Annotated in this window: 10 protein-coding genes (1 of these 10 running past the window's edge); 6 read left to right on the forward strand and 4 right to left on the reverse strand. The window is 37.7% G+C overall.

Translation table 11 applies throughout. The annotated features are described in order from the left end of the window. The 3 genes from IGK01_RS02270 to IGK01_RS02280 form a co-directional block, all read right to left on the reverse strand. A protein-coding gene (locus tag IGK01_RS02270) for an S-ribosylhomocysteine lyase (protein WP_019724149.1) crosses the window boundary here: on the reverse strand, positions 1-179 show its beginning. The gene continues 280 nt to the left of window position 1, outside the view; the window shows 179 of its 459 coding nt (coding positions 1-179); it begins with the start codon at positions 177-179; the stop codon falls past the left edge of the window. Between the two features lie 152 nt (positions 180-331). Further along, a complete protein-coding gene (locus tag IGK01_RS02275; RefSeq protein ID WP_019724150.1) occupies positions 332-1,480 on the reverse strand; it encodes a cystathionine gamma-synthase in 1,149 nt (382 codons plus the stop codon). 48 nt (positions 1,481-1,528) lie between these two features. Further along, positions 1,529-2,446 carry a PLP-dependent cysteine synthase family protein gene (locus IGK01_RS02280; protein WP_023519093.1) on the reverse strand — a complete coding sequence of 306 codons (918 nt, stop codon included), beginning with the start codon at positions 2,444-2,446 and terminating at the stop codon, positions 1,529-1,531. A gap of 373 nt (positions 2,447-2,819) precedes the next feature. Here IGK01_RS02280 and efp point away from each other — a divergent pair, with 373 nt between their 5' ends. Continuing rightward, positions 2,820-3,380 carry an elongation factor P gene (gene efp, locus IGK01_RS02285; protein WP_010736336.1) on the forward strand — a complete coding sequence of 187 codons (561 nt, stop codon included), beginning with the start codon at positions 2,820-2,822 and terminating at the stop codon, positions 3,378-3,380. A gap of 61 nt (positions 3,381-3,441) precedes the next feature. Here efp and IGK01_RS02290 read toward each other — a convergent pair whose 3' ends face one another. Next, the gene (locus IGK01_RS02290; protein ID WP_224434508.1) at positions 3,442-4,938 is read right to left on the reverse strand and encodes a helix-turn-helix domain-containing protein; all 1,497 of its coding nucleotides are present in this window, start codon (positions 4,936-4,938) and stop codon (positions 3,442-3,444) included. 354 nt (positions 4,939-5,292) lie between these two features. Between IGK01_RS02290 and IGK01_RS02295 the strand changes: the two genes are divergently transcribed. The 5 genes from IGK01_RS02295 (at position 5,293) to trhA (ending at position 13,571) form a co-directional block, all read left to right on the forward strand. Further along, positions 5,293-8,739 carry a SpaA isopeptide-forming pilin-related protein gene (locus tag IGK01_RS02295; RefSeq protein ID WP_438840474.1) on the forward strand — a complete coding sequence of 1,149 codons (3,447 nt, stop codon included), beginning with the start codon at positions 5,293-5,295 and terminating at the stop codon, positions 8,737-8,739. Then, on the forward strand, positions 8,736-10,088 hold the full coding sequence (locus IGK01_RS02300) for an isopeptide-forming domain-containing fimbrial protein (RefSeq protein WP_438722256.1): 1,353 nt from the start codon (positions 8,736-8,738) through the stop codon (positions 10,086-10,088). Before IGK01_RS02295 ends, IGK01_RS02300 begins: the two co-directional genes overlap by 4 nt. Then, positions 10,085-11,953 carry a SpaH/EbpB family LPXTG-anchored major pilin gene (locus tag IGK01_RS02305; RefSeq protein ID WP_438770544.1) on the forward strand — a complete coding sequence of 623 codons (1,869 nt, stop codon included), beginning with the start codon at positions 10,085-10,087 and terminating at the stop codon, positions 11,951-11,953. Before IGK01_RS02300 ends, IGK01_RS02305 begins: the two co-directional genes overlap by 4 nt. 39 nt (positions 11,954-11,992) lie before the next feature. Then, positions 11,993-12,838, forward strand: coding sequence for a class C sortase (locus tag IGK01_RS02310; protein WP_065096265.1), 846 nt, complete (start codon positions 11,993-11,995; stop codon positions 12,836-12,838). Positions 12,839-12,929: 91 nt separating this feature from the next. Further along, positions 12,930-13,571, forward strand: coding sequence for a PAQR family membrane homeostasis protein TrhA (gene trhA / locus IGK01_RS02315; protein ID WP_010736330.1), 642 nt, complete (start codon positions 12,930-12,932; stop codon positions 13,569-13,571). The last annotated feature ends 164 nt before the right edge of the window (positions 13,572-13,735 follow it).

Here is a 13,735-nt window from a genome sequence, read left to right on the forward strand (position 1 = left end):
AAATGTTCTAAAGAATGCAAACCTGCCATATCCATGTGTTCTTTGTTTGGCTGTTTGAAACGGACATCATATTTGATGATCAAATCGCCATGCTCGCCTTTTTTACGATCAGCTACACGAACATAAGGGGCTTTTACTTTACGGTGGTCTAAATTAAAACTTTCGACATTCATTTTCATATTGAATCACTCCTAACTATCTGATGATTCTTTTTAGGGAAATGAAAATCCTCTAAAAAGATTGGGTCGATTTATCTAAATTCTAACACTTATTGCAGGTCAGGTGTAGAAAACTGATTGATTTTTTTTCAATTCTTTAAAGATAAAGTGGATCAGTGATTTTTCAATTGGGTAAAGGCTTGGTTCAAATCATCTAAAAGATCTTGGGCGTACTCGATTCCTACGGATAAACGAATCAATCCGTCTTTGATTCCAGCTTTTTCGCGTTTTTCTTTAGGTACAGAGGCATGAGTCATCACAGAAGGAATTTCCACTAAACTTTCGACACCACCTAAGCTTTCAGCGAGGATAAATAGTTGCAAAGCTTCTACAAAAGGAATTGCATCTGCGTCGTTTTTCAAGGTAAAGGAAACCATTCCGCTATAGCCGGACATCTGTTGTTTCGCAATTTCATGATTATTATGGGTTGTTAGACCAGGGTAATAGACTGCTTCAACTTCAGGATGGTTCGCTAATAATTCTGCTACAGCATAGGCATTTTTTTGATGTTCTTCCATACGCACACTAAGAGTTTTGATCCCGCGTTGCATCAACCAACTATCTTGTGGACCTAATACGCTACCGATGGCATTTTGATAGTAACCAATTTGTTCCGCCAACTCTTGGTTGTTTGTCGTAACTAATCCAGCAACGACATCACTATGCCCGCCTAGATATTTTGTGCCACTGTGTAAAACAATATCAGCGCCTAATTCTAAAGGTTTTTGAAAGTATGGTGTAGCAAATGTGTTATCCACGATTGTTAACAGGTCACGATTTTTTGCAATGGCAGCCCCTGCTTTCAAATCGGTGATTTTAAGTAGAGGATTACTTGGTGTTTCTAGGTACAAAGCTTTTGTATTGTCTTGAATTGCTTCTTCAATCTGTGCAAGATTACTTGTATCGACGATCGTATACTCTAACCCATTTTTTGTAAGAACATTATCAAATAAACGGAAAGTTCCACCATAGACATCATCGCCTAAGAGAATGTGATCTCCAGATTGGAATAAGGAAAAGACTGCATGGATTCCTGCTAGACCTGAGGCAAAGGCAAAGCCACGAACGCCACCTTCTAAGTCTGCGATCAATTCTTCTAAAGCAAAACGTGTTGGATTACCTGAACGTGAATATTCGTATTCTTTCGGTTGTCCAACTGCATTTTGGCGGTAAGTCGATGTTTGATAGATCGGTACGCTAACTGCACCGGTTGTCGGATCTTCACTAATACCACCATGGATCAATTTTGTTTGAATATGCATAATTATTTCCTCCAATTTCTTCATTGAGTTTATTGTGTCGTTTGTTGCTTACAGATAAATATTTTTTGATAAGTAACGATCGGACGTGTCTGGAAATATGGTCAGGATAGACTGTCCGTTCGGTAGACGTTGTGCTTCTTTTAAGGCTGCGGCAAAAGCGGCTCCGCTCGAGCTGCCTACTAATAATCCGTGTTCTTTTGCTAGTTGACGTGTGTAAGCAAATCCTTCAGCATCAGAAATCGTTTCAAATCGATCAATTGTCAACTCACTAAGAAAAGGGGGGACAAATTCAACGCCGATGCCTTCAATTTCGTGCCCATGTGAAGGACCACCATTCAAAATTGATCCTTCTGGCTCAACACCAATCAGGCGAAGTTCAGGTAAACGATCTTTTAGAAATTTTGCGGTTCCAGCAAACGTACCACCACTTCCAATACCGGCAACAAAACTATTGATTGACCCTTCCAATTCTTGAAACAATTCAGGCCCCAATGTTTGGTAATAAGTGGCTGGATTGTCTGGGTTTTCAAACTGCAAGGGAACATAACTATTTGGGATCTCAGAAGCTAATTGTTTACTTTTTTCGATCGCACCAACGATTCCTTCTTCTGTAGGAGTGTGTACGATTTTTGCGCCTAGTGCCTGCATGATTTTTTGTTTTTCTATACTAAATTTTTCTGGTACGACAAAAATTGTTTTTAAATTGAATTTCAAAGCTGCCAGACCTAAACCAATCCCTGTGTTACCAGCAGTTGGCTCAATGATCGTTGTTTCTTGATCGATTTTTCCGCTCTCAAGACCGGAAGTCAATAAATACAAACCTAAACGGTCTTTGATACTACCTCCTGGATTCAAGTATTCCAGTTTTGCATAGATCACGGAATCTTTTGGCATAGGAAAATCTTGCGCAGTAAATTTATAGACGGGTGTATGCCCGATTGCTTCAGTAATTGATGAAATGATCACGAATCCAAACCTCCAAAAAAGTAAAATAAAAAGGAGCTGACTATTTAATCAGCTCCTCGTAAGATCATAAATTGAAAAGACCAAGAAAGAAAACACTTTCACTACAGAAAGAGATCTTTCATTCAACTATGAAGGGCAATTAATAGACATGGCAAACAGTATGCTGTTTTTATACACCATACAACAACACTTCAATTGTTTTAAGTAATTGATTGCCATGTTTATCCCTCCAATAATGATTTAATTAAAAATAGCATGAAAAAATAAGAAAGTCAAAGACTATCATTTGAAAAGCAATAATTTCCTAGTTTTATAGACGTTTGTCTGATACAATAAGGGTGATTATGATTAAGAAAAAAAGGAGCAAAAAATAATGATCTCAGCAAGCGATTTAAAAGCCGGAATGACATTTGTCCAAGACGGAAAATTGATCAAAGTAATTGATGCAAGCCATCACAAACCTGGTAAAGGAAATACTGTGATGCGTATGAAGCTAAAAGATGTTCGTACTGGTGCTACTTATGATACGACACTAAGACCAGACGAAAAATTTGAAAAAGCACACATTGATACAAAACCAGTTCAATACTTATACACAATGGATGATACAGCATTCTTTATGGATCTAGAAACATACGAACAATATGAGATCCCTGTAGAAACTGTAGCTGAAGAAATGAAATTTATCTTAGAAAACATGGAAGTTAAAATCCAATTCTTCGGTAGCGAAGTGATTGGTGTCCAATTACCAACAACAGTTGTCTTACGTGTCGTTGAAACACAACCATCGATCAAAGGTGCGACAGTGACTGGTTCTGGTAAACCTGCAACGATGGAAACAGGCTTAGTAGTCAATGTTCCTGATTTCATTGAAGCGGATGAATTACTAGAAATCAATACAGCAGAAGGTTCATACGTAAAACGTGCAAAATAACCGAGTGTAGTAAAAAAGCTTTTAAGCAGGATGCTTAAAAGCTTTTTTTTATATTAATCAGTTAATCAGCAAACAATGTTTGTAGTTTTAAATGATGGACTTCTAACAGTCGTTGATACAGATTTGTCTCAAAGTCTCTATAATGACAAAAATCAAGGACTGTATACTTAGAAGAATCAAGACCATTAGGAATCAGCAGGGGGGAACCAAAGATGAAAAAGTCATATTCTTCAGTGATGGGAAGCGTGAGTCGCTCGATATCTACAAAGGGGATCTTCTTGCCTAAATTCAAGATTTCTGCGGAGATCAGATGCTCAGAGACGTTGACAAACCCAACTTTCAATTTATAGTTTTCATCGATTTCTGAATAATATGGATAAAGTAAACTGGCTTGTAGAAAGGCTAATTCACTTACGCAAGATTTCAACCAGGTATAGTTTTTTCGTTGTGCGATTTTTTTCCAAAACCCTTCGATTTTGATTGTCAAGATACGTAAAAGTGGGTATTTATCTTGAATATAAGAAGAGATAAATAATGTGGTCAAAGGAATTTTTTGCTTGAACATGCTAAAGTTACCGATGGATAGATAGAGATTCAAAAGCAAAGCGGGCTCTTTTTCAAAATGGAATGTACCAATAAATGTCTGACAGTGCTCTTGAAATTCCTCTAAAATAGCTTTGATCTCATTACTCGGTTGTTGATAGGAATGTTGCACGATCGGCACACGAATATCTTGATTAGAGGTAAGAAACGGCCAATAATAGAACAAATAAAACAAAGAGTTTACCTCTAAGATATCTAAACGAAGATTCGCAATTTTGAAGAAGTCGTAAAAAAAGTCAATGTTTGTTTCACTTGGAATAAAGGAATCTCTCGATAATCGATAGATATCCGTAAAATGATTATTTTCGATCCTCAGCAAACAAATCAGACAATGGAGACTAGCTTGTTTTTTTCCTAAATCAAACTTATTCTTGTGTTGCGATCCTTCGTGCTTATAAATCAATGCGCGAACTTCTTGGCTGTAAGGAATACTATCCAGACTTTCTCCTAATGAAACAAACCAAAAGAAGTTGAAAAAAATGATACGAATCAGCATTTCAGAACCAGATAAGGTAAGATTCGATAAATTCAAATTGATATTGTACTCCTTCAAATATTCAGCCAATTTTTTTGTTTGTCGAAAACATGTTGAGCGGCTGATAAAATGGCGATTGCAAAAAGCTGCAAGATCTTCATCTTGTTCAGTCAGAAGACTGATCAATAATTTATAAGGAACACTTTCTGTTGATAGGAAATGTTGGTATTGGGTATATTGAACAAGTTGTTCAGGAATGGATAACTTGTTTTTAGTATGTAACAGTTTAATATCAGTAAATTGTTCTAAATCATCTTCTATAGCACATAGGATTTTTTTGAAACGGGTCGGACTGAAATAGAAATCTAAGTTTTCTCGTACATGATCTAAACTATATTCCCCCGACCATAAGGTCATTATCTTTCCATACACATTTAATTTCATTCTTGCATGGTCATCTAATAAAATTTTTTCAATCAATTCTTCACCTTCTTTTTATATTTTTATTATTAATACCGTATTTATTTTTCCTTGTAAATACTTGTCTCAATTTTCTAAAAAAACTCTACCGGATTTAGAAATATTTTTTTTAAATTTGTCTCAAAATTATTGCTCAATGAGTATATTTTGTGAGAGAAAAGAATAATAAATCGGTTTTAAATAACTAATCATTCAATGTATTCGTTTTACTATATCAAATTTAAAGCTACTTAAAATAACTGTAATTTAATAGTTAGAGACAAAAGAGAAGAGAACTAGAAAGATTAGTGAATTTTTTCTTTTTTTTATATTATCTAATTGAATTTTAAAGTTTTTCTAAGGAGGTATCCATAAATGAAGAAGCGAAATTATTTCATCGTTTTCTGTCTATTTTCTCTATTTTTCGTCACCTATTTCTATTTCCAAAAAGGAAAGACTGTGGCAGCTAATGAAGAGGCAACCATTGAAGTCTTAAATAATGAATATGGCAAAGTAAGTATTAGGAAAATAGATCGTCAGCTAACGGTCGTGTATCGATTAAATGAGCAAACACAAGAAAACAGATTTTTATTCCAGTTACATCCAAAAGATGCACCTGAAACGAATCTGCTTTCCTCTTATGTTTCTCAGGAATATCAAGAATACACAGATGAGCAACAACGAAAATGGCTAGCAGGTGATTTTTCTCAAGCCATTGAAGAAAAAGAATTGACCATTGAATTGCCGAGTACGAGCAAAGAATTTCAACTCAATATTCAGATAGAAGAAAAAACGGGTCAGTTACTTTTATCTGAACCAGCTTCCTTTTCATTTTCTATAGATAACGAGAATCAGGAAACTGCACAAACGAGTGAACCAACGTCTGAAACCACGACTTCTTCTGAAAACAGTGAGGTGTCGGATGATTCATCGATAGCTAAAAACGAATATCGTCCGTTTGAACAACCACAATTATTCAATGAACAGTTGAAACCTAAAGGGTTAGCGACGATTGAACCGGAATATACCACAGATGAGCAAGGAACCTATCCGCAAGCGATGTGGCAACCGGAAAATGACGAGAATGTACGAAATCATCAAGGGAATCGTCATGGTCAATCACAATGGGATGGATTGACGAATTGGGATGGTGACCCAACCAATCAAAACAATTCTTATATTGAATATGGTGGGGAAAAAGAAGAAGCCGATTACGCAATCCGTAAATTTGCCAAAGAGACAGCGACTCCTGGATTGTTTGACTTGTATCTGAATGTTCGAGGAAATACCCAAAAAAATATCCCTCCTTTAGATGTCGTTCTGGTTGTTGACTGGTCTGGCAGTATGAATGAGGACAATCGTATTATTGAAGTGAAGAATGGGATTGATCGATTTGTCGATACCTTATCAGAAAGTGGTGTAACGGAAAAAATCAATTTAGGTTATGTTGGTTTTTCTAGTGAAGGCTACGACAATCGAACGATACCGATTGCAGGATTTGATTCTGTAAAGGAAGAAATCCAAGCAGCCACACCTGATTCAACAAGTGGTGGTACGTTTACTCAAAATGGTTTACGTCAGGCAGGCGAGATGTTGTCTGAACAAAATGGTCACAAAAAGGTGATCGTTCTTTTGACTGATGGTGTTCCGACATGCTCCTATCACGTATCAAGTGTGGTGACTGAAGAGGACGTTAGTTATTATGGCGCGACTTTTAGCAATCAAGTCGATCATCCCGAATATACTTCAAAAATTTCCCCGCCTTATCTTGTACCTGTTAGAGACCAATATTCACAATGGCGTTGGATCAATTCAACGTTTACAGCAACGATTGGTGAAGCAATGGCATTGAAACAACGAGGAATCGAGATCCATGGCTTGGGTATACAGTTGCAAGGAGATGAAACTGAAGGCATCACGAAAGAGGAAGTAGAACGTCGAATGCGTAAGATGGTTTCCACTGGTGAAGACGGCACGGCATATTATGAATCTGCCAATGAGTCTACAGATATTGCTGATTATCTAGCCAAAAAAGCTGTGCAGCTTTCTGGAACAGTCGTTGATGGAAAAATCACTGATCCAATCATTGATCCATTTGTTTATCAACCAGACAGCGCTTCTGTTACAAGTGTAGGGACAACCCCTCTATCGATTGAGCCACTTCTCTCTATTGATGGGCAAACGATCAACGTCGATAAAATCTATTTAGAAAAAGGGCAAGAAATCCAACTACATTATCAAGTGAGACTCCAAACAGAAAGCAAAATGTTCGAGACTGATACTTGGTATCAAATGAATGGGCAAACAATCTTCCAACCAACGAGCAACCCAGATGTTCTTGCTAAATTCGGTGTGCCGTCAGCCAAAGCACCAGGTGTATCTCTTGATTTTTTCAAAGAATGGGAAGAATTTGATCAAGATACGACGACTCGACCAGAGAAAGTGATTTACGAAATCAAGCGAACAGGAATCACCGAAACATCTAGTTGGGAAAGTGGCTATGTACAATTAAGTAAACCGGAAGAGGAGAACACCAATGTTTGGGAGCGAACCAATATCACCAAACTTCTAGCGTCCAGTGAAGCGTCTCGTGAAACCCTCAGCTTGCCAAAACACAACAATCAAGGGCAAGAATTTCACTATGAAGCGGTGAATGAGTTAGATGTACCAGGATATCAATCAGAAAAAGTCAACGCAACGACTTGGAAAAATAAAAAACAATTTGTTCCTTTAGATTTAAAAATAACCAAGAAAACTTCGTCAGCTGACCATCTCCTAAAAGGAGCAGTGTTTCAACTAACGATTGAAGGTCAGGAGATTCAGCTGATCGACCATGAGGATGGTACCTATTCATTGCCAGAAGGCACACGCCTTGAAAAAGGAAAATCTTATACATTGACAGAAATCAGTGCACCTGCTGGACATGAAAAATCGGAAAAGCAGGCGTGGGAAATTGCTATTTCTGACAATGGGGAAGTAACAGTGGACAAACAACAAGCTACAGTCACTGATCAAGTGATCCAATTGACGATTGAGAATCCATTTGCAGACCTTCCGATAGCCATAAGAAAATATACCGAAAAGGACAAACAAAAAATCAATCTGGCAGGAGCAACTTTTGCTTTACAAATAAAAGGAGAAACAGGAACCTATCATACACTGAAAGAGGAAGTTACCGCGTCATCAGGATTGGCAGAATTCGTGATACAAAAAGCGGGTGAATATCGCTTAGTAGAAACAGCAGGACCGCTTGGTTACGATACGATTCCAGGAAACTATGAATTTAAAGTTGACCCTTACGGTACGATTCTCTATGACGGAGAAAATGTAGAGGAAGATACCGTTTGGACATTGACGCATATGAATCAAATCAAACCTTTTGATTTAACAGTCCTAAAGCAAACGGATACAGGACAGGTGTTAAAAGGGGCAGTCTTCCGACTATCCGGTTCAGATGGACAGGTTGAATTACCAAACGACGATAAAGCAACTGATACATTTGTTTTTGAGAACCTAAAACCGGGTGAGTACACGTTGGAGGAAATCAAAACACCAGAAGGTTATCTGGGGTTAGAGCAACCCGTACAGATCGTTATCCAAACGGATGGAAAAGTAACTGTAGATGGTGAACCATCAGAAATCCAGTTACAAACTGATCATACGAACAACCAAATCCATTTGGTCATCACCAATCAGGCATTGATCCCACTGCCTGAAACCGGAGGATCTGGCCGACTTGGCTTCCTATTATTAGGTATCCTTGCGATTGTTTCATTTGTCGTTTATTTAAGGGGGATGAGACGAGGAGGCATTTCAAGTTGACCAAGTATTATTGGTTCTTGCTGTTGTTGCCTTTTCTGTTAGTTGGTGGTGCCAAAACGTGTATCGCCCAAACACAAGAGATGGTCCAGTTGATTGTCCATACTACGCAACCCTCATCAGATAAACAAACGGAATCTCATAAAGCGAGTTTTGCGGTTTACGATGTGACAAAATCATTTTATCAATTACGTAAAAAAGGATTTACTGTCGAAGAAACACAACAAATCATTGCGCGACAAGGTACTTCAGCAGGTTCTTTTCTAATGGAAAAACTGGTGAAGTCGAACAATGATGGAGAAGATGTAGCAATCTTTGATCTACGTGAGTCAACGAATCAAATAGGTAACGTTTATTTAGTGAACGAAACCACTCACATAGCAGATGCGTTTGTAGGATCACAAAATGTAGTCGTGGTTTTGCCTCTTTATGATTCATATGATCATCCACAAAAGGCAATCCATCTCTATCCTAAAATGAACCAAGAGCCATCTGCGATCGTCTTTGAAAAAAAGCTTGTAGAGGAAAAAAATACTTATTCGATTGGTGAAAAGATCTACTATCAATTGGATATCCAGTTTCCAAATGGAATAGCAACTGAAGAAACATGTGTAGTCACTGACAGTGCGACGAAAGGGTTGGAGTTGCTAACTGAATCGCTCAAAGTCCACAGTGAAGAAAAACGCTTGGAAAATCTGACGTTTCATAGCCATAGTCAAGGATTCAGTATTGCGTTTAACGGTCAAGACTTGCAAGATCTGGCAGGTAAAACAGTGAGGATCAACTATCAGATGCGTTTACGACAAGATGCAATCGCTGATCAATCGATCATCAATCAAGCGACATTAGATATCGGAACAGCATCATTGTCACGAAGTACACGTATTCGAACAGGAGGGAAGTGGTTTCAAAAAGTTACAAAAGATAAGGAACAACAGGTGCTAGAAGATGCAATGTTTATGATCAAAAACCAACAGGAAGAATACCTGCATTTGAAAGATGGAAAATATTGCTGGAAAAAACGAGCAAGAGATGCAATAACGCTGACTTCTGATCGAAATGGCTTATTTTCCATCAATGGCTTAGCAGACGGAGAATATTTACTTGAAGAAATCAAAGCACCAAAAGGGTATAAAAGAAATCCTTATGCTGTCTCGTTTGTCGTAAAAAGTATGTCATATGCCATCAATGGACAACCTAGTGAACCTTTGAAAATCACTAATCAGAAACAAGAAACGAGTTTTCTTTTTCCAAAAACAACTGACGAAAAAATAAGTGTTGGTATGATTGGTGGCATATCGATCATAGGTAGTTTCATTATTTATCAAAAGAACAGGAGTAAAGAAGAATGAAGAATAGAAAAAATTTCAAAAAAGTATTACTATGTCTTATTTCATCACTACTTACACTGGTGGCATTACTTCCTAATCCACAAGTGTTTGCTGAAGGAATGGATGCACAATTGGTGATCCACAAAAAGAAAATGTTAGATTTCCCACAACAAGAGATCCAAAATACAGGGAAAGAAATGACTGAATTCAACAACTATCAAGGGTTGGCAGATGTGACGTTCCATGTGTATGATGTCACCGAATCATTTGCTGAAGCAAGAAAAAATGGCGCGACGATTGAAGAAGCAAAAGCGATCGTCCAATCACAGACTTCTGGCACAGCTCTTCTTTCTGGTACCACAGACGCTCAGGGGGATCTTTCTTTAGCATTGCCAAAAAAACAAGCTGGAAAAGATGCAGTTTATGTGATTGAAGAAGAAGCAAAATCAGGAGTAACAGCTGCTGCAAATATGGTTGTGGCATTTCCAGTATATGAACTGATCAAACAATCCGACGGTTCATATCAATATGGGACAGAAGAATTAGACGTAGTTCATTTATATCCTAAAAATGTCGTGGAAAATGAAGGAACGCTGAAGGTCAAAAAAGTAGGTTCAGCAGAAGGCGAAGCACTAAACGGTGCGGAATTTGTCATTGTGAAAGAAGATGCAGGTGTTGCCAAATATTTGCATAGTGTGGCACAAGGAATGTATACATGGACAACTGACAAATCTAAAGCAAAACACTTTGTGACTGGCAAAAGCTATGAAATCGGTGAAGAGGACGTTGCTGAAAATGAAGCAGAGAAAGGTCAAATACTCATTACTGGATTAGAAGTTGGCGAATATGTGTTAGAAGAAGTAAAAGCACCTGAAAATGCAGCGATGATCACTGAGCAAACGAAGACACCATTCACAATTGTTGCTGGTAGCCAAACGCCAGTTGAACTTACAGTGAAAAATGATACGACGAAAGTAGAAAAAGAAACGCCGCAATTAGATGGGCAAGACGTAGCAATCGGAGAACCGATCAATTATGAGATCAGCGTCAATATTCCTCTTGGGATCGCGGATAAAGAAGGATCAAACAATAAATATACCACCTTCAAATTGATTGATACACATGATCCAGCTTTAACATTCATGAACCAATCAACGGGAGAAACAGGTTATGCACTTTACGATGGTGAAACGATCATTGATTCAACAAATTACCACGTAACTGAACAAACAAACGGCTTCACAGTAACGATTGAACCAACTTATATTCCTTCATTGACTCCAGGTGGTACGTTGAGTTTTGTTTATTACATGCATTTGAATCAGTTAGCAGAACCAACCCAAGGCTATAACAACGAAGCAAATGTTGATACTGGACATACGACAGATCAAACACCACCAACTGTGGAAGTACTGACAGGTGGGAAACGATTCATTAAAGTAGATGGAGCAGTAGCTGATATCAAACCATTAGCAGACGCTTCGTTTGTGGTACGTGATCAAGATGAAGCAACAGCGAAATATTTGATCATTGATCCAGTAACAAAAGCAGTAGCGTGGACGACTTCACAGGAAGAAGCAACGATTTTCACGACAACAAGTGATGGATTAGTGGATATCACAGGCTTGTCTTATGGTACGTATTATTTAGAAGAAACAAAAGCACCAAACAATTATGTGAAACTAACTGAACGAATTGCGTTTAAGGTCGATCAGCAATCTTATGCTGTTGCAGGTGAATTGGTTGCACCAGAGAAAGTACCAAACAAACACAAAGGGACATTACCAGCAACTGGTGGCAAAGGCATTTCATTGTACATTTTCTTAGGTGTGGTTTTACTGACAATCGTGGGTGCATACTGGCTAAAACGACCAAAAGTTAAATAGTATCAAATGAAGAACAAGTGACTCGCTGAGGAGAATAAAATGAAACAAAAAAAATGGCGTCTGTTAGATCTAATCATGTTCTCGGTATTTTTTATCGGTGTCCTCAGCTTGGCGTATCCTTTTGTCAGTGATACGTTGAATAATTATCTCGACCAGCAGATCATCAAAAATTATCAAAAAAAGGCAAAGTCTGAACATGCGACAGAACTTGCTGAATTACAAAAGCGGATGATCAAAAAAAATGAACAACTGGCATCAAACGTAGCGATGCCAGAAGCAGACCCATTTTCCAAGAAAAAAAAGAATGATCAAAAATCTCAGAAATCGTATATCGAATCACATACCGTTGGTGTTTTGACGATCCCCAAAATCAATGTCAGCTTACCGATTTTTGACCAAACAACGACGAAACTATTGGAAAAAGGCGCTTGTCTGCTCGAGGGCACCTCATACCCGATCGGAGGCAAATCGACACATGCGGTACTTTCCAGCCACCGAGGCTTGCCGCAAGCAAAATTGTTTACAGATTTACCTCAATTAAAAATAGAAGATCACTTTTATATTGAAATCAATGGACAGTATCTTGCGTATCAAGTCGATCAGATTAAAACCGTAGCACCGACAGAAACAGAAGCGCTACAAATCCAAGAAAATCAAGATTTAGTCACACTGGTTACTTGTACTCCATATATGGTCAACAGTCACCGTTTATTAGTACGCGGACACAGGGTCGCTGTTGAACCAGAAGAAATAAAAGAATCGTTAGAAAAAGTGAAACGGGCGAAGCGTACTGCATTTTTACTCGTAAATGGCTTGATCAGTGTGTTTTTGTTGCTATTTCTTATCATGATGATAAAATATTTTACAAAAGTTATTAAAAAATAATATAGTTTCGGAAACTAGATGATAAAGTTTTTGTAAACATAACATCTTTCATGTATAATGAAATTGAACAAACGAAATGGAGTGGATCAAGATGGAGATAGAATTTAGCCGAAAGTACCAAATCGTCAATGAAGTATTAAATGCGGTGACCCATGGGATTGCAGCTTTGTTAAGTCTGCTTTGCTTCAATTTGCTGATGGATCGCGCCCATACGACCTTAGATTATGTCGCTTTTGCGATTTATGGTAGTTCTCTTTTTCTGCTATTCTTTTCTTCTACGTTATTTCATAGTTTGATTTTTACGAAAGCAAAAAAAGTATTTCAGGTATTTGATCATTGTTCGATCTACCTTTTGATTGCTGGAACCTACACGCCATTTTGTCTGCTAGTCGTGCAAGGAACGACAGGACTAGTTTTGCTAAGTGTTATTTGGGCGACAGCAGTGATTGGCATCATCTATAAATGTTTGACTTTAACAAAGACAAACAAGGTATCAAAAGTTTCAACGATCATTTACAATGTGATGGGGTGGGCAATCATCGTTGTGCTACCTAAGCTCTATCAGAATATCGATTTGACTGGCTTGCTACTGCTAGTTGGCGGAGGAATCGCCTATTCTGTGGGATCACTATTTTATAGCATGAAAAGCAGACGATTCACCCATGTGATTTGGCATCTATTTGTCATGTTAGGTGCAGCGTTGATGTTTTTAGCAATCTATGTAAGTAATTGATTTAAGGAAAATATGATTCAAAAAACTGACCAATTTATTGGTCAGTTTTTTTGTCTATTTCTAAGAGAATTATGTGAAAATAAATAGTGGTTTTTATTTTTTGTTTTCTGTATGCAATAAAATTGAAAAATTAAACATTTTTGCTGAAAATAGCGATTTAAACT

This window comes from Enterococcus sp. AZ080 (genome assembly GCF_051714945.1).
Classification (GTDB): domain Bacteria; phylum Bacillota; class Bacilli; order Lactobacillales; family Enterococcaceae; genus Enterococcus_B; species Enterococcus_B pernyi.